General features: G+C 37.9%; 23 protein-coding genes, 1 tRNA gene, 1 other RNA gene and 1 other annotated feature. Of the genes, 19 read left to right on the top strand and 6 right to left on the bottom strand.

Annotated features, from left to right (window positions below):
• Positions 1-100: 100 nt before the first annotated feature.
• The 3 genes from pdxS (at position 101) to serS (ending at position 3,175) form a co-directional block, all read left to right on the top strand.
• Positions 101-985, top strand: a complete 885-nt coding sequence (pdxS, locus tag ACQKMI_RS25185; protein ID WP_427493317.1) for a pyridoxal 5'-phosphate synthase lyase subunit PdxS — start codon at positions 101-103, stop codon at positions 983-985.
• Position 986: 1 nt separating this feature from the next.
• On the top strand, positions 987-1,550 hold the full coding sequence (gene pdxT, locus ACQKMI_RS25180; RefSeq protein WP_427493315.1) for a pyridoxal 5'-phosphate synthase glutaminase subunit PdxT: 564 nt from the start codon (positions 987-989) through the stop codon (positions 1,548-1,550).
• A 49-nt stretch (positions 1,551-1,599) separates the two neighbouring features.
• Positions 1,600-1,823: a binding site (T-box leader), on the top strand.
• A gap of 71 nt (positions 1,824-1,894) precedes the next feature.
• Positions 1,895-3,175 carry a serine--tRNA ligase gene (serS, locus tag ACQKMI_RS25175; RefSeq protein WP_427493313.1) on the top strand — a complete coding sequence of 427 codons (1,281 nt, stop codon included), beginning with the start codon at positions 1,895-1,897 and terminating at the stop codon, positions 3,173-3,175.
• An 84-nt stretch (positions 3,176-3,259) separates the two neighbouring features.
• On the opposite strand, the gene tadA is transcribed toward serS, so the two are convergent.
• The gene (gene tadA, locus ACQKMI_RS25170; RefSeq protein ID WP_427493312.1) at positions 3,260-3,778 is read right to left on the bottom strand and encodes a tRNA adenosine(34) deaminase TadA; all 519 of its coding nucleotides are present in this window, start codon (positions 3,776-3,778) and stop codon (positions 3,260-3,262) included.
• A gap of 184 nt (positions 3,779-3,962) precedes the next feature.
• On the opposite strand from tadA, the gene ACQKMI_RS25165 reads away from it, so the two are divergent.
• The 10 genes from ACQKMI_RS25165 to ACQKMI_RS25120 all read left to right on the top strand — a co-directional run bounded on the left by ACQKMI_RS25165 (position 3,963) and on the right by ACQKMI_RS25120 (position 12,731).
• Complete coding sequence (locus tag ACQKMI_RS25165; RefSeq protein ID WP_427493310.1) at positions 3,963-4,298, top strand: ArsR/SmtB family transcription factor; 336 nt, start codon at positions 3,963-3,965, stop codon at positions 4,296-4,298.
• Positions 4,299-4,318: 20 nt separating this feature from the next.
• Positions 4,319-5,269: a cation diffusion facilitator family transporter gene (locus ACQKMI_RS25160; protein WP_427493308.1), complete on the top strand. Its 951-nt coding sequence runs from the start codon at positions 4,319-4,321 to the stop codon at positions 5,267-5,269.
• Positions 5,270-5,348: 79 nt separating this feature from the next.
• On the top strand, positions 5,349-5,681 hold the full coding sequence (locus ACQKMI_RS25155; RefSeq protein ID WP_427493306.1) for a metal-sensitive transcriptional regulator: 333 nt from the start codon (positions 5,349-5,351) through the stop codon (positions 5,679-5,681).
• Positions 5,682-5,740: 59 nt separating this feature from the next.
• Positions 5,741-5,947 (top strand): copper chaperone CopZ, encoded by a 207-nt coding sequence (copZ, locus tag ACQKMI_RS25150; RefSeq protein WP_427493304.1) that lies wholly within the window; start codon positions 5,741-5,743, stop codon positions 5,945-5,947.
• Between the two features lie 81 nt (positions 5,948-6,028).
• On the top strand, positions 6,029-8,440 hold the full coding sequence (locus ACQKMI_RS25145) for a heavy metal translocating P-type ATPase (RefSeq protein ID WP_427493302.1): 2,412 nt from the start codon (positions 6,029-6,031) through the stop codon (positions 8,438-8,440).
• A gap of 178 nt (positions 8,441-8,618) precedes the next feature.
• Positions 8,619-9,257 carry a deoxynucleoside kinase gene (locus ACQKMI_RS25140; protein ID WP_427493300.1) on the top strand — a complete coding sequence of 213 codons (639 nt, stop codon included), beginning with the start codon at positions 8,619-8,621 and terminating at the stop codon, positions 9,255-9,257.
• Positions 9,254-9,922: a deoxynucleoside kinase gene (locus ACQKMI_RS25135; protein ID WP_427416921.1), complete on the top strand. Its 669-nt coding sequence runs from the start codon at positions 9,254-9,256 to the stop codon at positions 9,920-9,922. Before ACQKMI_RS25140 ends, ACQKMI_RS25135 begins: the two co-directional genes overlap by 4 nt.
• Positions 9,923-10,201: 279 nt before the next feature.
• Positions 10,202-10,729 (top strand): TIGR00730 family Rossman fold protein, encoded by a 528-nt coding sequence (locus ACQKMI_RS25130; protein ID WP_427493298.1) that lies wholly within the window; start codon positions 10,202-10,204, stop codon positions 10,727-10,729.
• A gap of 104 nt (positions 10,730-10,833) precedes the next feature.
• Positions 10,834-11,742, top strand: a complete 909-nt coding sequence (locus ACQKMI_RS25125; protein WP_427493296.1) for a methyl-accepting chemotaxis protein — start codon at positions 10,834-10,836, stop codon at positions 11,740-11,742.
• Positions 11,743-12,107: 365 nt separating this feature from the next.
• Positions 12,108-12,731: an RraA family protein gene (locus ACQKMI_RS25120; protein ID WP_427493294.1), complete on the top strand. Its 624-nt coding sequence runs from the start codon at positions 12,108-12,110 to the stop codon at positions 12,729-12,731.
• 48 nt (positions 12,732-12,779) lie between these two features.
• Here ACQKMI_RS25120 and ACQKMI_RS25115 read toward each other — a convergent pair whose 3' ends face one another.
• From ACQKMI_RS25115 to ACQKMI_RS25095, 5 genes are all read right to left on the bottom strand, one after another.
• Positions 12,780-14,054: a cation:dicarboxylate symporter family transporter gene (locus ACQKMI_RS25115; RefSeq protein ID WP_427493292.1), complete on the bottom strand. Its 1,275-nt coding sequence runs from the start codon at positions 14,052-14,054 to the stop codon at positions 12,780-12,782.
• 90 nt (positions 14,055-14,144) lie between these two features.
• On the bottom strand, positions 14,145-15,023 hold the full coding sequence (locus ACQKMI_RS25110; RefSeq protein ID WP_427416926.1) for a response regulator: 879 nt from the start codon (positions 15,021-15,023) through the stop codon (positions 14,145-14,147).
• Complete coding sequence (locus tag ACQKMI_RS25105) at positions 15,024-16,286, bottom strand: ATP-binding protein (protein WP_427493290.1); 1,263 nt, start codon at positions 16,284-16,286, stop codon at positions 15,024-15,026.
• A 223-nt stretch (positions 16,287-16,509) separates the two neighbouring features.
• Positions 16,510-16,662 carry a hypothetical protein gene (locus tag ACQKMI_RS25100; protein WP_427493288.1) on the bottom strand — a complete coding sequence of 51 codons (153 nt, stop codon included), beginning with the start codon at positions 16,660-16,662 and terminating at the stop codon, positions 16,510-16,512.
• A gap of 183 nt (positions 16,663-16,845) precedes the next feature.
• Positions 16,846-16,938: transfer RNA gene (locus ACQKMI_RS25095), tRNA-Ser, on the bottom strand.
• 181 nt (positions 16,939-17,119) lie between these two features.
• On the opposite strand from ACQKMI_RS25095, the gene ffs reads away from it, so the two are divergent.
• The 6 genes from ffs (at position 17,120) to ACQKMI_RS25065 (ending at position 21,073) form a co-directional block, all read left to right on the top strand.
• An RNA gene (ffs, locus tag ACQKMI_RS25090) (signal recognition particle sRNA large type) lies at positions 17,120-17,387 on the top strand.
• Positions 17,388-17,689: 302 nt separating this feature from the next.
• Positions 17,690-19,477: a DNA polymerase III subunit gamma/tau gene (gene dnaX / locus ACQKMI_RS25085; protein ID WP_427493286.1), complete on the top strand. Its 1,788-nt coding sequence runs from the start codon at positions 17,690-17,692 to the stop codon at positions 19,475-19,477.
• 21 nt (positions 19,478-19,498) lie between these two features.
• Positions 19,499-19,813 (top strand): YbaB/EbfC family nucleoid-associated protein, encoded by a 315-nt coding sequence (locus ACQKMI_RS25080; protein WP_053593603.1) that lies wholly within the window; start codon positions 19,499-19,501, stop codon positions 19,811-19,813.
• A gap of 11 nt (positions 19,814-19,824) precedes the next feature.
• Positions 19,825-20,421: a recombination mediator RecR gene (recR, locus tag ACQKMI_RS25075; protein ID WP_079564088.1), complete on the top strand. Its 597-nt coding sequence runs from the start codon at positions 19,825-19,827 to the stop codon at positions 20,419-20,421.
• A 13-nt stretch (positions 20,422-20,434) separates the two neighbouring features.
• A complete protein-coding gene (locus tag ACQKMI_RS25070; RefSeq protein ID WP_427493284.1) occupies positions 20,435-20,650 on the top strand; it encodes a YaaL family protein in 216 nt (71 codons plus the stop codon).
• A 150-nt stretch (positions 20,651-20,800) separates the two neighbouring features.
• Positions 20,801-21,073 carry a pro-sigmaK processing inhibitor BofA family protein gene (locus tag ACQKMI_RS25065; RefSeq protein WP_323651642.1) on the top strand — a complete coding sequence of 91 codons (273 nt, stop codon included), beginning with the start codon at positions 20,801-20,803 and terminating at the stop codon, positions 21,071-21,073.
• Positions 21,074-21,362: the final 289 nt, after the last annotated feature.

The raw sequence follows: 21,362 nt of genomic DNA, 5'->3' as shown, positions 1-21,362 counted from the left end.
TTAATCCTCCTGACCTTATGGTTATTTTATAAACTGGATATTTTTATATGGTCAATTTCCATTATACTAAATTTCATCATAAAGGTGGAGGTTAGAAATCATGAGACAAACAGGTACAGAATTAGTGAAGCGCGGAATGGCAGAAATGCAAAAGGGTGGCGTCATTATGGATGTTATTAATGCAGAGCAGGCGAAAATTGCGGAAGCAGCAGGAGCTGTAGCTGTCATGGCATTAGAACGAGTACCATCAGACATTCGTAAGGCGGGTGGTGTAGCGCGTATGGCGGATCCTCGTATTATTGAGGAAGTCATGGGGGCTGTATCCATTCCTGTAATGGCTAAAGCACGTATTGGACATATTGTAGAAGCAAGAGTGTTAGAAGCAATGGGTGTTGATTATATTGATGAAAGTGAAGTATTAACTCCAGCAGATGAGGAGTTCCATTTATTAAAAAGTGATTATACAGTGCCTTTTGTTTGTGGGTGTCGTGATTTAGGAGAAGCAGCACGACGCATTGGCGAAGGGGCTTCCATGCTACGAACTAAAGGGGAACCAGGGACTGGTAATATTGTAGAAGCTGTTCGCCATATTCGTAAAGTGAATGCGCAAGTACGTAAAGTAGTTGGTATGACAGAGGACGAATTAATGACAGAGGCTAAATTGCTAGGAGCTCCTTTTGAATTATTAAGAGAAATTAAGGGTCTTGGTCGTTTACCAGTCGTGAATTTTGCAGCAGGTGGAGTTGCTACGCCAGCGGATGCAGCATTAATGATGGAGCTTGGAGCTGACGGTGTATTTGTCGGTTCTGGTATTTTCAAATCAGAAAACCCAGAGAAATTTGCTCGTGCAATTGTTGAAGCCACTACACATTATAAGGACTACAAGCTAATTGCTGAGATTTCAAAAGAGCTAGGTGTTCCGATGAAAGGCATCGATATTGCACAGCTTAGTCAAAATGAGCGTATGCAAGAGCGAGGCTGGTAAGATGAAGCGAATTGGTGTTTTAGCATTACAGGGAGCGGTGCGAGAGCATGTGCAAATGTTAGAGTCTCTCGGATGCGAAGCTGTCTTAGTAAAACAAAGAAGTGATTTAGAGAAGCTTGATGGACTTGTCTTACCTGGTGGAGAAAGCACAACGATGCGGAAATTGCTGAATCGATATGAGCTATTAGAGCCAATTCGCACACTAGCAAAGCAAGGTTTACCGATGTTTGGAACATGTGCAGGATTGATTTTATTAGCAAAGGAATTAGTGAATTATGAGTCACATTTAGCTGTAATGGATGTTGCAGTGGCACGAAATTCCTATGGACGCCAAGTGGATAGCTTTGAAGTGAAGCTCGACATACCTGAAATAGGTGCTGCCATTCCGGCTGTTTTTATACGTGCTCCACATATTGTTTCCGTAGGTGAAGGTGTTAAAGTATTAGCAGAGCATGACGGGAAAATCGTGTTAGCAAAAGACGATCATTTTCTAGGCTGTTCCTTCCATCCTGAATTAACGTCAGATACACGTATTCTTGAATATTTTGTATCTTCTATGGTATAACTTGCAAAATATCATTTCATATAGTACAGTATGGATAAAATTTAAATAACTGAACACGATGATGGGAAGTAGTAGCAAGCACGTTTTTTTTAGAGAGTCAGCGGGTGGTGGAAGCTGATAAAAGCACTTGTGAATCCGTCCTGGAGTTGCGCAGTCGAAGTGAATGAAGTAGGCTGTCGCCGGCTGAAATGCCGTTATGAAATAAGTGGATTAGACAAAGTACAAAGTGTCTAGTCAATTAGGGTGGCAACGCGGGTAGCTCTCGTCCCTTTCTGGGGATGAGGGCTTTTTTGTGTTTTTACTAACTATTTTCCCATCATTAAGAATCTACTGGAGGTATGACGATGTTAGATATTAAACGCGTGCGCGACAATTTCGCGGGAATTAAAGAAATGCTATTAACACGTAATGAGGATTTAGGAAACTTAGACGATTTTGAACAATTAGATGCAAAGCGTCGTGAATTAATTGCAAAAACAGAAGAGCTTAAAGCTGAGCGCAATAAAGTATCTGAGCAAATTTCTATTATGAAGCGTAATAAAGAAAATGCGGATGAAGTTATTGCACGTATGCGTCAGGTTGGCGATGAAATTAAAGAGCTAGATGTTCAATTAAATGATGTAGAAGAACGCTTTAAAGATATGATGATGCGTTTACCAAACGTTCCACATGAATCTGTACCAGTCGGCACAACCGAGGATGATAATGTAGAGGAATATACTTGGGGTGAGGTACCAACATTTGATTTTGACATTAAAGCACACTGGGATATCGCTACGGACCTACAAATTGTTGACTTTGAACGTGGTGCAAAAGTGACTGGTAGTCGTTTCTTATTCTATCGTGGTCTTGGCGCTCGTTTAGAACGTGCATTAATGACATTTATGATGGACTTACATGCAGAAGAGCATGGCTATGAAGAAATGCTACCACCTGTAATTGTTAATCGTGATAGCTTAACAGGTACAGGACAACTACCTAAATTTGAAGAAGATGTCTTTAAATTGGTTGACACAGATTATTTCATGATTCCAACAGCAGAAGTACCTGTAACAAACTTCTACCGTGATGAGATTTTACCTGTTGAAGCATTACCACAAGGCTTTGCAGCATATAGTGCTTGCTTCCGTTCAGAGGCAGGATCTGCGGGCCGCGATACACGTGGTTTAATTCGCCAACATCAATTCAACAAAGTAGAATTAGTACGCTTTGTAAAACCAGAAGAATCTTATGAACAGCTAGAACTATTAACAGGTCATGCAGAAAAAGTACTACAATTATTAGGGTTACCATACCGTAAACTAAAAATGTGTACAGCTGATTTAGGCTTTACTGCAGCGAAAAAGTACGATTTAGAAGTTTGGATTCCAGCCCAAAATATGTACCGTGAAATCTCTTCTTGCTCTAACTTTGAAGATTTCCAAGCGCGTCGAGCAAATATTCGCTTCCGTCGTGAGCCAAATGCAAAACCAGAGTATGTACACACATTAAATGGTTCAGGTCTTGCAATCGGCCGTACAGTAGCAGCAATCTTAGAAAATTATCAACAAGCCGATGGAAGCGTAGTGATTCCTGAAGTATTAGTTCCATATATGGGCGGTAAAAAAGTAATTGCTCCAAAATAAACGGAGTCAAAAAATGAAAAAACTACTGTTGGAAATTTAATCTCAACAGTAGTTTTTCTTTTAAGAAATAGGGTGAATTTTTTGTTAAAATTCTCCGTTTTCAACAATTAAAGCTTGTCGCGCTTTTTTCTCAGCTTTTTTTCGTTCACGTAAAGCTCGGAAAAAATCGGTTAAGATTTGTCCGCATTCCTCAGCTAAAATCCCTTCTGTTACTTCACATTCATGGTTAAAGCGTGCATCGTTTAATAAACGATAGAGGGAATCTACACAGCCCGCTTTTATATCTCTTGCACCATATACAACTCGTGGCACACGAGATTGTAAAATGGCACCTGCACACATAGGGCAAGGTTCAAGCGTCACATAAAGTGTTGTTTTTTCAAGACGCCAGCTACCTATTTTTTTACAAGCCTCTTGAATAACCATTAGTTCAGCGTGCGTCGTTGCGTTTTGTGTTGTTTCTCGTAAATTATGAGCCCGTGCAATAATCTCTCCATCGTAGACAAGCACAGCTCCTATCGGCACTTCTCCAAGTAAAGCTGCTTTTTTAGCTTCTTCCAGTGCACTGTTCATAAACAATCGGTCTGTTTCAAAAATATCCACTATGATCTCTCCTTATCATTTAGTGTATCTTGCTTAATTGACAATTGCTACTATCAAATATGTCTCGATATCAGTGCCTCTGGATTATTTAAGAAGTTAAAACGTTGACATATCGAAAACAACCATCTATATTTATATATGAACACATGCTCATATATAAATATATAAGTTAGGGGTAAACTAAATGGATGAAAAATTACGAAATACAGAGGTTCATAATAACAATGAACAACATTTAGACGAAGAGACACTATTCGTCGTGTCTCAAACATTTAAAGCTTTAAGTGATCCGACAAGAATTCGCATTTTGAATTTATTATGTACGGATGAGCATTCAGTCAACGACATCGCTGAAATTTTAGATTTAGGTCAATCAACAGTTTCACATCAGTTACGTTTTTTGAAAAATTTACGGTTAGTGAAATATAGAAGGGAAGGCACAACCTTATATTATTCAAAAGATGATGATCACATTATGAATTTGTTAATGCAAGCTATTGAGCATGCTGCACATAGCTAGAACTAATGGAGGGATAAGAAATGGGACATAGTCATGATCACAGCCATGACCATACACATGGCGCAAATAAAAAGGTGTTAATCTTATCGTTTATTATTATTACGAGTTATATGGTTGTTGAAGCGATTGGTGGCTATTTAACAAATAGTTTGGCTCTTTTATCCGATGCAGGACATATGTTAAGTGACTCGATTTCACTAGCAATAGCCTTACTTGCTTTTATATTTGGAGAAAAGTCTGCGAGCTATAGTAAAACATACGGTTATAAACGATTTGAAATTTTAGCAGCGGTATTAAATGGTGTGACTTTAATTTTGATTGCTTTATTCATTTTCTATGAGGCAATAGAACGCTTTGCCAATCCACCAGAAGTAGCAACTACAGGCATGCTAGTTATTAGTACAATCGGTCTTTTGATAAATATTTTAGTGGCTTGGATTATGATGCGTGGCAGTGATACAAAAGATAATTTAAATATGCGTGGAGCTTTTTTACACGTATTAAGTGATATGCTTGGATCTGTAGGGGCCATCGTTGCCGCATTGTTAATAATGTTTTTTGGTTGGGGCTGGGCTGATCCACTTGCGAGTGTTATTGTTGCAGCATTAGTATTAAGAAGCGGCTACTATGTAACGAAGGCTGCTGTCCATGTTCTCATGGAAGGCACACCTTCAAACGTTGACGTTGAAGAGATCGTACAAACTATTGTACAAACAAATGGCGTTCATAGCATTCATGATTTACACATTTGGACAATAACAAGTGGAACAAATGCACTTTCTTGTCATGCGGTTGTCGATGATCAGCTAAAAATTGCGGATGGTGAGCATATATTACGGGAAATTGAACATAATCTTGAGCATAAGGGCATAAAGCATGTAACGATTCAATTGGAAACAGTAGCGCATAAGCATGATCAATCAATTTTATGTACAATAAAAACTGAGCAGTCGAATCATCATCACCATTAATAAAAATATTTAGTTCTTTTTACACTTTGCATACCCTTCGTGGGTATAGTATGATGAGTGTGAGTAGGAGGTGTATTGTATGGAGGATATAGTGAAAGAGGATGTTTGTCATACGGAGGAAGGTATGTCGTGTCGAAAAAGCCATCATCCTGAACGCGTAAAAAAAGATTTAACGACTCGTTTAAATCGAATCGAAGGTCAAATCCGAGGCATTAAAGGGATGATTGACAAAGACGTTTACTGCGATGATATTATTACGCAACTGTCTGCCACACAGTCTGCTTTAAATAGTGTAGCAAAGATATTATTAGAAGGTCATTTAAAGGGATGTGTAGTAGATCGCCTATCAGAAGGTGATGAAGCAGTGTTAGACGAATTAGTAGTGACTATCCAAAAATTAATGAAGAAATAAAATTTTTTTAATAAATATATACCCCTATACAGTATCTAAATTAAAAGGAGAGATATTTTATGCAAAACGTAACTTTAAACGTACAAGGAATGTCATGTGGACATTGTGTAAACTCAGTGGAAAAAAGTGTTGGAGCTTTAGTTGGTGTTGAACAAGTAAAAGTAAACTTAGCTGATGGTTTAGTAGATGTAGCGTTTGATGAAACACAAGTATCTCTAGACCAAATTAAAGAAACAATCGACGATCAAGGCTATGACGTTAAATAATATAAATAGGGTGCTCCTGTAGCACTCTATTATTTTCAATTACACATACCCCTAGTTGGTATGTAGGGAGGAGAAATGATTATGAGTTCAGAAATAAAGGAAGCGAATTTGCAAATTACAGGTATGACATGTGCAGCCTGTGCCACTCGTATAGAAAAAGGTTTAAATAAAATGGATGGTGTAGAACAAGCGACGGTTAATTTAGCTCTTGAAAAATCATCCATTAAATATGATTCGACAAAATTAAGTGAAGAAGATTTTGAAAAGAAAATTGAAGCACTTGGATATGGTGTCATTAAACAAAAAACAGAATTCGACATTACAGGCATGACATGTGCGGCCTGCGCTACACGTATAGAAAAGGGTTTAAATAAACTAGCAGGTGTATCCTCTGCGAACGTAAACTTAGCACTTGAAAGAGCAACTATTGAATTTAACCCATCTGAAGTAACAATTGCAGATATTATTGCGAAGGTTGAAAAATTAGGATATGAAGCGCATCAAAAAGCAGATGAGCAAGAAACAGTAGATCATCGAGAACAGGCCATCAAACAACAGCAACAAAAATTTATTTTATCGGCCATTCTTTCATTACCATTACTTTGGACGATGGTAGGACACTTTTCGTTTACATCATTTTTATATGTCCCTGAATTTTTAATGAATCCGTGGGTACAAATGGTATTGGCTACCCCCGTTCAATTTATCATTGGGAAGCAATTTTATGTTGGGGCATACAAAGCTTTACGCAATGGTAGTGCCAATATGGATGTACTTGTAGTTATGGGAACATCGGCGGCGTATTTTTATAGTGTATATCAAGCCATTATTACTACGGGGTCACATCATGCCCCTCACCTATATTTTGAAACGAGTGCCGTATTAATTACTTTAATTTTATTAGGTAAATTATTTGAGGCAAAAGCGAAAGGTCGCTCATCTGAAGCAATCAAAAAGTTAATGGGTCTTCAGGCAAAAACGGCCATCGTTGTCCGTGACGGTGTGGAGAAAGAAGTAGCATTAGAAGAAGTAGTTATTGGCGACATTATTTTAGTGAAACCGGGTGAAAAAATTCCTGTTGATGGTGAAGTGTTAGAAGGAACAACAGCTGTTGATGAATCAATGTTAACGGGGGAAAGTTTACCTGTTGATAAAAAGCAAGGTGACCAATTATTTGGTTCTACTATTAATAAAAATGGTTTTATTAAAATGACAGCAACTAAAGTTGGGCGCGATACAGCCTTAGCTCAAATTATTAAAGTTGTAGAAGATGCACAAGGCTCAAAAGCGCCAATCCAACGTTTAGCAGACCAAATTTCAGGCATTTTTGTACCAATCGTTGTTGGTATTGCGATTGTAGCATTTTTAATCTGGATTATTTGGGTGCGACCTGGTGAATTTACACCTGCACTAGAAGTATTAATTGCAGTTCTCGTTATTGCATGTCCATGTGCGCTTGGATTAGCAACGCCAACATCGATTATGGCAGGCTCTGGGCGTGCGGCGGAATTTGGTATTTTATTTAAAGGTGGAGAGCATTTAGAGCAAACGCAAAGTATCGATACAGTAGTTGTTGATAAAACAGGTACAGTAACACACGGCAAACCTGTATTAACGGATGTCGTATTAGCGGCAAATCAAGACGAAACACGCTTTTTATCGTTAATTGGCGCAGCAGAGAAGCAATCCGAGCATCCGTTAGCAGAGGCAATTGTTCAAGGCATTGCTGATCGTGGTATTGACCTAGGAGATGTTCAATTCTTTGAAGCAATACCAGGTTACGGTGTGCAAGCGACTGTATCTGGTCAAGGTGTTGTCATTGGTACTCGTAAATTGATGCAACAATACGGTATTCATATTGATGATATTCTACCAACGATGGAGCAATTAGAGGAAAACGGGAAAACGGCCATGTTAGCTGCGATTAACGGTCAGTATGCTGGTCTAGTAGCAGTTGCTGATACAGTGAAAGATACTTCAAAAGAAGCGGTTAGTCGTCTACAAGAGATGGGCATTACGGTGATTATGATGACTGGTGATAATGAACGTACAGCACAAGCAATTGGGGCAGAAGTTGGTGTGAATCATGTGATTGCAGAAGTACTTCCGGAAGGCAAAGCGAATGAAGTGAAAAAACTGCAAGCTACAGGTAAAAAAGTGGCGATGGTTGGTGATGGTATTAATGATGCACCAGCACTTGCCACGGCTAATATTGGGATGGCGATTGGTACCGGTACAGACGTAGCTATGGAAGCAGCGGATATCACACTGATTCGAGGCGATTTAAACAGTATCGCGGATGCTATCATAATGAGTCGTAAAACAATGCGCAACATTAAACAAAACTTATTCTGGGCATTTGCTTACAATACATTAGGTATTCCAATTGCCGCAATCGGTTTACTAGCTCCTTGGGTAGCGGGTGCAGCGATGGCGTTTAGTTCAGTATCTGTCGTTTTAAATGCACTGCGTTTACAGCGAGTTAAATTATAAGGTTAAAAATAGATCCACTACGGTGGGTCTATTTTTTTGTCGCCTATTTTATAGAGAAATAGTTTGATTCTGTTTTTCATTTTCTCACTATGATACAATGAAAAGCACTGATTATAAAAAACCTCGAAGACGAGGTAATTGACGATAGAATCCATAGAACATAAAGGAGGAGCTTCTGGTGACGGTTCCATTTGTTACGGTAGAAGGTCCGATTGGTGTTGGTAAGACCTCTTTATCGAAAGAGATCGCAGCGACATTTAATTACCATCTATTAAAAGAAATAGTAGACGAAAACCCTTTTCTAAATAAGTTTTATGAAAACATTGAGGAATGGAGCTTCCAAACGGAAATGTTCTTCCTATGTAATCGCTATAAACAATTATCGGATATAAAAAGTTTCCGTTTAACACATGATAAACCTGTTGTAGCGGACTACCACATTTTTAAAAATTTAATATTTGCAAAGCGTACATTGGCACCAACTGAGTATGATAAATACGAGGAAATCTATAAAATATTAACGAAAGATATGCCTGTACCTAATGTAGTTGTTTATTTACATGCCAGTGTTGATACGTTGATGAAACGTATTGCGATGCGCGGTCGTGAATTTGAAAAAATGATTTCACGAGATTACATGGAGCAACTGGTGGCAGATTATCATTCCTTTATCGAGCATTTTGAGAAGATGCATCCTGAAATTCCTATTATTCGATTTAATGGTGATCAGCTTGATTTCGTAAAAAATCCAAATGATTTGACATATGTTTTACAAACAATAAAGGACACGTTACAACAAAGGAGTTTGCAACAATGAATTTGAGAGAGAAATACGATATTCCACCACAAACGGTCATTACAATCGCAGGTACGGTAGGTGTAGGAAAATCAACGATGACAAAGGCGTTGGCAGAAGCGCTAAATTTCCGTACGTCTTTTGAAAAGGTGGATACGAATCCATATTTAGATAAATTTTATGAGGACTTTGAAAAATGGAGTTTTCATTTACAGGTGTATTTTTTAGCGGAGCGTTTTAAGGAGCAGAAGCGAATCTTTGAATATGGCGGCGGGTTTATTCAAGACCGTTCAATCTACGAAGATACAGGAATTTTTGCGAAAATGCACTATGACAAAGGTACAATGAGCCCAACAGATTATGAGACGTATACAAATTTATTTGATGCGATGGTGATGACACCGTACTTCCCTCATCCAGATTTACTTGTTTATCTAGAGGGGCCAATTGATGATGTAATTGGCCGTATTCAAGAGCGTGGACGTTCAATGGAACAACAAACACCGAATGATTATTGGATTGAAATGCATGAACGCTATGAGAACTGGATCAATGATTTTAATTCATGCCCGGTTTTACGTTTAGATATCAATGATTATGATTTATTAAAAAATCCTGAAGCAATTGAATCAATTGTGAGCCGCATCAGTCATATGCTAAAACAAACAAGTCATTTACGTAAATAGGTAATGAACTATGCTTAAAATTTAACGTATAGTAAGGAGAACTATGTGTTCTGGCCGAAAGCGAAGCGGCAGGCACAAACAAGTCATTTGCGTAAATAGAAGGTTAGATAAAGCTAATATTTCTAAAATATTAGGAAGATAAATATAGTGTTTTGGCCGAAAGTGAAGTGCCGGGCAGAAAAAAGTAATTGAAGAAAATAAATGATCAAAAGACGTGAGACAATATGTAGCCTATTGTGTCACGTCTTTTGAATAGGAGGGATTGTTATAAGAATAGCAGTGTACTGTGGTTCGGGCTTAGGCATTAATCCAATTTATGCAGAGAAGGCTGCCGAATTAGGGACCGTATTAGCTCAAAATGGTCATGGTGTCGTTTATGGTGGTTCGAAAACGGGATTAATGGGAAAAGTAGCAGATGCAGTATTAAAAGCTGGCGGAGAGGTGATTGGTGTGATGCCAACTCATTTGCAGAAGCGGGAATTAGCACATGCCTCGTTAACAGAGATTCATTTTGTGGAGTCTATGCATGTACGTAAAGCCAAAATGGTTGAGTTAGCAGATGCTTTTATAGCTTTACCGGGTGGTGCTGGAACAATGGATGAATATTTTGAAGTGTTTACGTGGGCTCAAATAGGATTACATGAAAAGCCTGTAATTCTATACAATGTAAATGGCTTTTATGATGCGATTTTACAACATTTTCAGAAGATGCTTGAGGAAGGCTTCATACGAACAGAACAAAAACCACTTATTCGTGTAGCTGCTACATCGGAGGAAGTATTAAGTTCTATAAAAAAACATGGGTAATATGCCCATGTTTTTTCTGCAATAAATAATCTGTATAAGTATTTTTGTTGGGCTCATTACTATAAAAAATTTGGTTCGCTAATACAATGGAAGAGGAGTAGGTTATGCAGACAATAGATACAGAAGTTACCGATGATCAAGTAGTGTTGGCAATTGAACGAAATATAGCCATTATCCGTTTTGATATGGAGCATAAAGTTGCCTATGTAAATGAACTTTTTGCTAAAACGTTAGGCTATAAAGTTGAAGAAATGCTGGGAAAAGATCATAAGGATTTTTGTTTACCGGAATTTGCAAATAGCATAGAATACGGAAAATTTTGGCGAAACTTAGCTGCTGGCAATAGCTATCAAGATAAAATCGAAAGAAAAGATGCAGGTGGTAATAGAATTTGGCTTGAGGCTACTTATATGCCTGTCTTTGCTAATAAATCAAGAAAGGTGATTGGCGTATCGAAAATTGCAACAAATATTACTGAACGTCAAAATGAAATTGTTAGTGTAGCTGATACATTAAAGGTCATGTCTAAAGAGCTTCATAGCCGTTCGGAGGCTGGTATTCAAAATAGCGAGGATTTACTGGAAACAGTGAAAGAGGTTTCACAAGAGTCTGCCGATAATGTGAGAAATCTTGTGCAGCTACAAAAGCAAGCTGAATCTATTAAAGGGATTGTGAAAACCATTCAAGAAATTGCTTCTCAGACAAACTTACTTGCACTAAATGCAGCTATTGAAGCAGCAAGAGCTGGTGAGTATGGCCGAGGCTTTGATGTTGTAGCGAAAGAGGTTAGAAAACTTTCTATAAGGGTGGAGCAATCTATTTCAGAAGTAAAAGATAATGTTGAGGGCATTGAGCGAGAGATTGGACAAGTCACTGAGAGTATCACGCGTATAGCCGAAAAAGTAGAAAAAACAAATGGGCAAATTAATGTAACTACGAATGATTTTGCTGAAATTGCTACTGCTGCAGAGGCATTGGATGAACAATCGAGGCATTTTACCGAAATAATTTAATGGAATCTATATAATAAAAAAGTGCGCCAAATTAGAGCGAGGTAAGTTTATCTAATATGGCGCACTTTTTTAACTTTATTACTCCCCTTTTACACGCTTCATAAGAAGAATAGAATGAATGCAATAATTACAAGAATAAGAGGAAGGCTTAACGTATACTGCACACCATTGATGGATTCTGTAAGCATATTTGTAGTGGACGTTCAATTTGTTAAAATGAAAATGCCTTTCTAAAGGACATTATTATAAATAGATACCCCTGATTGTTCTATTTGCGCAATTTTCTGATATATATTGAAATAGTAGATACATTTTATTTACAATAATTGTGTAAGCTTTTATAAATCATAATAGGGGTGTTATAGATGACAAAGGTGGAAGTAAGTTTTAAGCATTTACCAACGACTGCAGTTTCAGATGCGACAGGGGGACATACGAATTTACGTAGCGATATTAAACCGTTAGCGGATCATTATAAAATTGCTGGCCGTGCGGTAACAGTGCGTTTACCAGATGGCGAAAACGGTGCAGTATTGGAAGCCATTCGAGCTGCTAGAGAAGGCGATATTTTAGTAATCGATGCGAAAGGGAATACCAATCGTGCAGTTGCTGGTGATTTTGTTCTTTCATTGGCAAAGGGTATTGGTGTACAGGGCTTTGTCGTTGATGGTGTAATTCGTGATATTGCAGCGATTCGTGAGCTAGACTTTCCTATATTTTCACTCGGCACAACCGTAGCAGCTGGCCATAAAAATGGAGGTGGGGAAGTAAATGTTCCTATTGCTATTGGGGGCGTTGCTGTTCATCCTGGTGATTATATTATTGGGGATATGGACGGTGTTGTTGTCGTGCCTCAGAATGATGCAGAGCGTATGTTTGCAGCTGCTGAGGCCAAAATCCAAAAGGATGAAATCCGCGCACAAGAAGCACACGTAAATGGGAAAGAATCAATAATTGCTTATTTAGATAAAGTTTTAACTTCAAAATAAAAAAACCCTCACGATGCCATCCGTACATCGTGAGGGTTTTTTTGATCTTTATGCTAAATTTTCGTTATCTTTAAAGTAATTTTTCATTTTTTCTGTATCGAAACGGCCTTCCCATTTCGCCATTACTAATGACGCAAGTGAGTTACCAATTACGTTAACGACTGTACGTCCCATATCAAGAATACGGTCGATACCTGCGATGAATGCTAAACCTTCAACTGGAATGCCGACAGTACCTAAAGTTGCTAGAAGTACAACGAAGGATACTCCTGGAACACCTGCAATTCCTTTAGATGTAACCATTAATACAAGCATTAACGTAATTTGTTCACCAATGCTTAGGTGAATACCGTACATTTGAGCAATAAATAATGCAGCAATAGCTTGGTACAGTGTAGAACCATCTAAGTTAAAGGAGTAACCTGTTGGAATAACAAAGGATACAATATCCTTTGGAGCACCTAGTTTCTCCATTTTCAGCATAATGCGCGGTAATACAGCTTCAGAACTTGCTGTTGAGAATGCTAAAATCAGCTCATCTTTTAGTACTTTAATTAAGAAGAAGATATTGATGCCTGTGAATTTTGCCACAAGACCAAGAACGACAAAGATAAAGAATAGCATTGTTGCATAAACAAGTATAGCAAGTTTACCAAGTGGTATTAGTGAAGCGAATCCATATTTGGAAACGGTTACACCGATTAAACCAAATACCCCAAGTGGAGCGAATTTCATTACGAGGTTCGTTACCCAGAACATAGCATCTGCTACCCCTTGGAAGAAGTCTAATACTGGTTTGCCTCGATCGCCAATGGCAGCTACCCCTAAACCAAAAATAACTGAGAAGAAGATGATAGCAAGCATATTACCTTCAGACATTGCCTGGATGATATTTGTTGGTACAATGCCTACAATAATATCAAATGGTCCTTCATGCTGTACTTCTTCTGTAGTAGCAACGTATTTCGAAATATCTCCTTGAGATAGCTCGTTCATGTTTAAACCTGCGCCTGGTTGGAACAAGTTTGCAGATAGTAAACCAACTACAATTGCTACTGTTGTAATAACTTCAAAGTAAATAAGTGATTTACCACCTAAACGTCCAAGCTGTTTCATATCTCCAGTGCCAGCAACACCAACGATTAATGTCGAAATAATAATCGGTACAACAATCATTTTAATTAGGTGAAGGAAAATGTCACCTAAAGGTTGTAAATATGTTTCAATTTTGGGGTTTCCGTAAAAGATACCGCCAACAATAATCCCTAAAATCAAACCGACTAAGATTTGAGTGGCTAAACTGATTCTAAATTTCTTCTTCAAAACTTTAGTACCTCCTAATATTAAATTTTTAGGACTTGCCTTATTTTAATAATACGGAGGACTTATGGAATCCGACAAAATCCGAGAAAATTAATTTACTTTTGTTAAAATGTCTGAATATAACACCTGAATAAACTTCTTAATATTAACTTTTGCTTTACGATTTCCGTGATCTTCTATCTGAGTCATAAGCAGACGAATTTCTTTAAAGTCAAAGTATCGAGGTGCATAATATTCAAATTCAGAGTTCGTATAATCTACGACCCCTAAATTGGCGAGATTTATCATCGCTGCTAATATAGTACGGCGCACACGCTGTTCAATGGCTTTACTTTCCTTCAAAATTTCATCTGGTGTAGCCTTTGTGACAGCTGCAATTTCCTCATAAAGCTCCTTTAATGGAGGAAGTGGTGCAATTTTGTGCTGATGAGCAAGCAATGTTTCGATGATAGCTATAATATCTTCGCTTCCGATTTCACCAACGATACCCATATCATTTAAGATAGATTGAATATGATCACGTGACGTTGCTTTATGATTAATTTGTTCACTTAAATCAATATTTGTAAGTGATTGGCGAATAATAAGCAATGAGTTTTTTAGGCGAAATTGTTCAGTTGTTTTACGTAAAACATTCTCAACCTCAATACGATTTATTGGCTTATGAATAAAGAAATCTATACCTTGCTCATAGGCCTCACCTACCATCTCCTTATTCACTACCTGAGAAATCATGACAAATTGTCCCTCAAAACGATTTTGAATAAGTTGCTCGACTGTTGCTATTCCATCAAGCTTCGGCATAAGCAAATCAATCAGTACAAACTCTGGCTGTGTCATTAAAATTTGTGGAATGGCGTCCTCACCATTGCGTGCTTCACCAATTACTGTACCTAAACCACTATCTTCAATAATTTGTTTTAACATGACCCGACTTGCTCGATCATCATCTACAATAAAATACCTCATTTAAGTCTCTCCTGTTTGAATAGTTTGCGTAGGAATTTTAATTTTAAACATCGTGTTTTGATTGTTTGATTCAACCGATATTGAGCCATTTAATTTATTTACTAATTCAACAACATGTGAAAGCCCAATACCTGTTGCTGCGACACCGTCTACATTGTATTTTGTAGTGTATCCAGGTTCAAAAATAATAGAGAGATTACTGTGTGGAATTCCCTTCCCGTTATCACATACTGTGATTACAGTATCATCCTGTTGCTGCTGAATGGCAATAGAAATGATGCCTTGACCATCAATCGATTCAATAGCGTTAGCTGTTAAATTATTCAAAAGCGCAAGCAATGCAATATGTTCTTTCGTTTGAAAATCGATGTCAATATTTATCGTAAACTCAATTTCTTTCCTTAAAAACTCTGCGTATTTACTGTTTCCATCTTCGATAAAATGTAATAATTCTGATAACCGAAGTGAGTCAAAGCTCTTGTCACCAACAATTTTAGAAATACCTGCATAAATGCGTTGTGAATCCTTCTTTACTTCATGAATTTCCTGGGCAATATGGAGTGCCTGTAAACTTTCTGCACGATAGCCTAGCGATTTTAATTGTCGGTATAAATCAAACCCACTAGCTGTAATTGCTTCTATATGGTTCATAGATTTTTTTAAATAAAGCGTCTCAACATATAAATCTGAGCCGATTGTAAGCATTTCCTGAACACGTTTTTTTTGCTCAGCAATTAAAATGGAACTATATACACCAACAACAAAAAAACTACGTAATAAAGCAACTACTAAAAGTATAAGAAGATCAGGAAGGAGTAAAAAAGTATAGGAATTTATAAAAAAGTGAAATAGTTGTTCCACTAAATTACTGAATACTTCACAAAACGCAACTAGTAATCCAAGCAATAGTGGTTTTTCTCTATATTGATGAATGCTTAGAATTTGTAGGCATACTGCGAACGATATATAAAATGCAGCAGCAGGTAAATGTATTAGTAAACTATCGACTAATGGGACATCGTGTAAAGAGTGATTAATGATAACTCGAAAAACGGTTGTCACGATACTTGTAGTAAATCCAGCCAAAATGATTGGTGTAGGTCTAAGTAGCGTGCATAAAAAGAAAATGATGCTTCCTAATCCGAAACGAAAAGATGTATTCGTGAAAGGCATTATTTTAATCTCACTACCGATAGCAGTTAACAGAGCAATTGAGAAAATCCAAGTGAGGGAAGCACGATATATGTAAAATTTCGAATGCATAATAAATCCTCCCAATATTAACTGAGCAGTATAGCAAAGAAAAGATATGCTAAAGAGCTCGTTTGCGTGTTTGAAATAAAAGTAATTGTACCACTACTTTTGATGTTACGGTGGGGCGGAACGCTGAAAGCGCACTTGTCTAGGTGAAATTATGATATGTATTATTAACTTCTTTCAGCGCAACATCCGCTAAAAGAGAGGAACTCAGGCTAAGAACTTCACATCATGTGAAAACGCCTGAGTGACCAACATCGTGCTGTTGTTGCTGCCGCTTCGCTTTCGCACAGTTAAAACCGTGTTGCTGCCGCTTCGCTTTCGCACAGACAAAACCCTTTGCTGCCGCTACGTTAGCACTGCGCATTCGCACAAAAAACATTTGCAGGTCTAAGCACAAAGCCGATTCCGGACGCAGTTATGCCGAGGCATAATTGATCGGTTATAAAATGATAATTTACAATAAAAAAATACCACACCCTAAGCGGAAGTGGCATCTAGTAAGTGTTATATACAATTTTTAGGCAAAAAAAAACGGCTACATTCGTAGTCGGAATTTTAAAACTGGAGGAGGTAGAGGGATTCGAACCCCCGCGCGGTGTTACCCGCCTGTCGGTTTTCAAGACCGATCCCTTCAGCCAGACTTGGGTATACCTCCATGTTGTTCTGTTGCGTTGTCTCATCGACAAAAATAAATTTATCATATTTTGAAATTCTCGTCAACAGATTTTTTATGTTTTTTTAATAATTCCTTATTTACAGTGCTGATAGAATATTCCACACAAATATTATGTGTATTAAGTTGCAATTTATGAAAACAGTCAGTATACTAGATATTGCCGTGCTAGGTGGGAAGGTAGCGGTGTCCTGTAACTCGCAATCCGCTCTAGCGAGACTGAATTCCTTTTTCGAGGCTGTCCGTATTGTTTGGTCTGCCTTTTGCACGTAGTGTTGACGATTGGGTCCTGCGCAATGGATACCCATGAACCATGTCAGGTCCGGAAGGAAGCAGCATTAAGTGGTCTTATTCATGTGCCGCGGGGTTGCCTAATCTGAGCTAACGACAAGAGTAACGCTTATGTGCGGCTGTCGAAGAAAGGTGCACGGCATTAAATTGCCAATTCAAACGTATCCGTCTACAAAAGGCGGATGCGTTTTTTTTTATTATTCACAAGGTATTTTGATTTTTATAATATTTGTTGGGATGGAATAGCAATCTCCAGAACGCTTGAAGAAGCTGCAAATTGTGCAAAGTAAACGGATAGGAGCTGTAAGCATCAGCCTTCGCTATGGGAAGTGAAGGAGAATTGTCCCGAATTTTTAGAAAAACGATGACACTATTTTATAAATAATGAGGCAAATGCTATAATAGAACTATTCTATATAATAAAGAAGAGGAGAGGAAATCATTGACGTATCAAGCATTTTATCGTGTGTATCGACCGCAATCATTCCGAGAAATGTCTGGCCAAGCACATGTCAAAAGAACGCTACAAAATGCTCTCCTAGCGAATAAAACAACACATGCTTATTTATTTTCCGGTCCACGTGGTACCGGGAAAACAAGTACAGCTAAAATTTTTGCAAAGGCTTTAAACTGTGAGCATGCACCGTCTAAAGAGCCTTGTAATGAATGTGCTACTTGTTTAAGTATTACAGAAGGTTCTCACCCAGATGTTATTGAATTTGATGCGGCGTCTAATTCACGCGTTGAAGAAATTCGTGACATCATTGAGAAAGTTCGATTTGCTCCTGCAAGTAGCAGATATAAAGTGTATATCATTGATGAAGTGCATATGCTTTCTACAAGTGCTTTCAATGCCCTTTTAAAGACATTAGAAGAACCACCTTCTCATGCTGTATTTATTTTAGCAACGACAGAGCCCCACAAATTGCCCGCAACGATTATTTCTCGTTGTCAGCGCTTTGATTTCAAACGTCTTTCAACCAATGATATTATTGAGCGCATGAAAGTTGTATTAGAGGATATTGAGTTGCCATTTGAGGAGCAGGGTTTAAAGGTAATCGCACAATCAGCAGCTGGTGGTATGCGTGATGCTTTAAGTTTATTAGATCAGGTTGTATCCTTCAGTGGAGAAAAATTAAAGTTAGAGGACACATTACTTGTTACAGGTTCTATTAGTCAGGAAGTTTTCTATGAATTAGCAGAAGCTCTAAAAGGAAAAGATGTCGCACAAATGCTTGCGTTATTAGAACAGCTTATTGCGGATGGGAAAGATCCTCTTCGCCTTTCAGAGGACCTGATTACATTTTTCCGGGACTTATTATTACTGCAAACAAGTGAGGATTTGGCTGAATTATTAGAGCTAGTATCACCAGAGGAGCGAGTATTTACATTAGCGCATGATTTTGCACCAGATTTGCTATATGGCTACATTGATATTTTAGCGAAAACGCAGCAAGAAATGCGATTCTCCCACCATACAAAGATTTACTTAGAAACAGCGTTACTTAAAATGGTGCAGTTTTCGGGAGGGTCAGTTGGTCAAACTACCACTTCGGGTGAGGTAGCTATGAGCCCTGAGCTCGCTCAAAAAATCGTGGCACTTGAGCAGATGGTGCAACAACTATCAGCCCAATTACAAGCGGGTACTCCTGTACAAACGACGCAAGCACCAAAAGAGCAACGTCCGCGAGCTAAAAGTCCAAATGGCTATAAAGCACCAACAGGTCGTATTCTAGAGATACTAAAGGATGCTACAAAACAAGATGTGCAACGTATCAAATCGGTTTGGGCACAGGCGTTAAGTCAATTGCAAAAATCTCAGTCAGCTCTTTTAGCAGAGGCTGAACCTGTTGCGGCATCTTCAAGTGCTTTTGTGTTAAAATTCAAGTATGATATTCATTGTCAAATGGTTGCTGATAATCAAGCCCTAAAAGCTCAATTCACACAATTGATTGCAGGGCAAACGGGTACTATGTACGAAATGCTTTGTACACCTGACGAGGCTTGGTTAAAATTACGTGAAGAGTTTATTCGTGATCATGGCTTACAGCAGCAGAAAAAATCTCAGGATGAGAACGATCCTGAAGTAGAGTTATTAGAGCCACCACCGGCAGAAATGCCAGATGGGCCGTTTATCGACGATGCTCAACCACTTGCTTCACAAGATCCACTTGTGACAGAAGCAGAAAAGCTGTTTGGTAAAGATTTTATTGAAATTGTTGAAGACTAATCATTTAGGAGGAATATGTTTATGCGTGGAATGGGAAATATGCAAGGTATGATGAAAAAAATGCAAAAAATGCAAAAAGAAATGATGGAGGCTCAAGAGGCTTTAAATGCAGAGCAATTTGAAGGTGCAGCTGGTGGCGGTATGGTAAAAGTATCTGTAACTGGTCAACGTGAAATCGTAGAAGTAAATCTTGATCCATCAGTAGTAGATCCAGACGATATCGAAATGCTACAAGATTTAATCGTTGTTGCTGCAAATGAAGCATTGAAAAAAGTAGATGAAAAAACGAATGCAACGATGGGTAAATTCACTCAAGGCATGAACCTTCCGTTCTAGGAGGTAAATAAATGTACTACCCAGAACCAATATCGAAATTGATTGATAGTTTTATGAAATTGCCAGGTATCGGGCCTAAAACCGCGGCTCGTCTGGCGTTTTTTGTATTAACAATGAAAGAGGATGACGTTTTATCCTTTTCAAAGGCATTGATAGATGCTAAACGAAATTTAAGCTATTGCTCCGTATGTGGCAACATAACTGATGTAGATCCATGCCATATTTGTACGGACAAACAACGAAATCATTCTATTATTTGTGTTGTTCAAGATACAAAAGATGTGATCGCAATGGAAAAAATGCGTGATTTCAATGGTATGTATCATGTATTACAAGGAGCTATTTCACCTATGGATGGTGTTGGTCCAGAGGATATTAATGTCGCTTCCCTGCTAGTTCGTTTGCAAGATGAGACTGTTCAGGAACTTATTTTAGCCACGAATTCAACTATTGAAGGAGAGGCAACAGCTATGTATATTTCTCGTCTAGTGAAACCATCTGGTATTCGAACAACACGGATCGCTCATGGACTACCAGTAGGTGGAGATTTAGAATATGCAGATGAAGTAACGTTATCGAAGGCAATGGAAGGTCGCCGAGAATTGTGAGTGAGGGATTAATATGTTCTTCCGCAGTAAGGGAAAAATAAAAAAAGAATTCGATGACAAGCTTGTAAGTCTTATAAAAGAAACAAAAGAGGATTTACAGCAAGCAAAGATAATTGAAGAGTTCCTAGATGACTATGATTTAGACGCAATTGCTCAACGAAAAGTGGCGGAGAGTATACATTTTTATTTATTTAAGGAAGCTAGAATTCGGAGAGTATTAATTAAATAATAGTTTTTAACGTATTTCAGCGGGTGTCCAAACATCCGCTGAAATACGTTAATGCCTCCAGGCGCAATTAGGCCGAAGTATAATTGATATTCATAGAAGCAAAATAGAGAACATAAACTTTCATAATTATATTGTTAAGGGGGAAACCATATGTCGTGGTTAGTAATTATGAGCGTTTGTGTGCCTGTAGTGCTTCTTTTTCTTTATATAATAATAAGACATGCCAAGATGGGTAAAATTTTAGAAGGAATGTCTGTGTTTTGGTTTAGATTTGCTTTTGCCTTTCTACTATTATTTATTATTCACTTAGGTATAGGTTATGCAGGCTATAATGTACCGATTAATCTGTTTTCAGTATTCACAATTGCAATATTAGGTATTCCGGGTGTGCTAGGAATAACTGCCTTAATTTATTTCTTGTAAAATGCTTGCAAAACAAAAATATTGTGATATAGTAATAAGAGTCGTTAAGATAACCGTTGGAAAACAAATGAATTTTAAATTAAAAAAATATGTTGTTGACATCGAGTTTCGGACATGATATTATATAAAAGTTGCTGTTGAAGAAACGGTAACGAAATGAACCTTGAAAACTGAACAAGCAAAACGTAATCAACAAAGTTTTTAGTAACTAACCTTGAGTTGGTGAACGAAACAAAATTTTGGACATCAAACATGATGCCAGCAAAACAATTTGAGCTAATCAAATTTC

Source organism: Lysinibacillus sp. NPDC097214, assembly GCF_050277945.1.
GTDB lineage: Bacteria > Bacillota > Bacilli > Bacillales_A > Planococcaceae > Lysinibacillus > Lysinibacillus xylanilyticus_B.
The sequence above is the reverse complement of the archived record's forward strand: the minus strand, read 5'-3'. Positions and strand labels throughout refer to the sequence as shown.

Bases quoted from the DNA above. Each gene is read 5' to 3' on its own strand.
- ACQKMI_RS25105 (WP_427493290.1), bottom strand. From the start codon at position 16,286: ATGCATTCGAAATTTTACATATATCGTGCTTCCCTCACTTGGATTTTC.
- ACQKMI_RS25125 (WP_427493296.1), top strand. From the start codon at position 10,834: ATGCAGACAATAGATACAGAAGTTACCGATGATCAAGTAGTGTTGGCA.
- ACQKMI_RS25165 (WP_427493310.1), top strand. From the start codon at position 3,963: ATGGATGAAAAATTACGAAATACAGAGGTTCATAATAACAATGAACAA.
- ACQKMI_RS25135 (WP_427416921.1), top strand. From the start codon at position 9,254: ATGAATTTGAGAGAGAAATACGATATTCCACCACAAACGGTCATTACA.
- ACQKMI_RS25065 (WP_323651642.1), top strand. From the start codon at position 20,801: ATGTCGTGGTTAGTAATTATGAGCGTTTGTGTGCCTGTAGTGCTTCTT.
- ACQKMI_RS25080 (WP_053593603.1), top strand. From the start codon at position 19,499: ATGCGTGGAATGGGAAATATGCAAGGTATGATGAAAAAAATGCAAAAA.
- pdxS (WP_427493317.1), top strand. From the start codon at position 101: ATGAGACAAACAGGTACAGAATTAGTGAAGCGCGGAATGGCAGAAATG.
- ACQKMI_RS25100 (WP_427493288.1), bottom strand. From the start codon at position 16,662: ATGTTTTTTGTGCGAATGCGCAGTGCTAACGTAGCGGCAGCAAAGGGT.
- ACQKMI_RS25145 (WP_427493302.1), top strand. From the start codon at position 6,029: ATGAGTTCAGAAATAAAGGAAGCGAATTTGCAAATTACAGGTATGACA.
- ACQKMI_RS25155 (WP_427493306.1), top strand. From the start codon at position 5,349: ATGGAGGATATAGTGAAAGAGGATGTTTGTCATACGGAGGAAGGTATG.
- pdxT (WP_427493315.1), top strand. From the start codon at position 987: ATGAAGCGAATTGGTGTTTTAGCATTACAGGGAGCGGTGCGAGAGCAT.
- serS (WP_427493313.1), top strand. From the start codon at position 1,895: ATGTTAGATATTAAACGCGTGCGCGACAATTTCGCGGGAATTAAAGAA.
- ACQKMI_RS25110 (WP_427416926.1), bottom strand. From the start codon at position 15,023: ATGAGGTATTTTATTGTAGATGATGATCGAGCAAGTCGGGTCATGTTA.
- ACQKMI_RS25160 (WP_427493308.1), top strand. From the start codon at position 4,319: ATGGGACATAGTCATGATCACAGCCATGACCATACACATGGCGCAAAT.
- copZ (WP_427493304.1), top strand. From the start codon at position 5,741: ATGCAAAACGTAACTTTAAACGTACAAGGAATGTCATGTGGACATTGT.
- ACQKMI_RS25070 (WP_427493284.1), top strand. From the start codon at position 20,435: ATGTTCTTCCGCAGTAAGGGAAAAATAAAAAAAGAATTCGATGACAAG.
- ACQKMI_RS25120 (WP_427493294.1), top strand. From the start codon at position 12,108: ATGACAAAGGTGGAAGTAAGTTTTAAGCATTTACCAACGACTGCAGTT.
- recR (WP_079564088.1), top strand. From the start codon at position 19,825: ATGTACTACCCAGAACCAATATCGAAATTGATTGATAGTTTTATGAAA.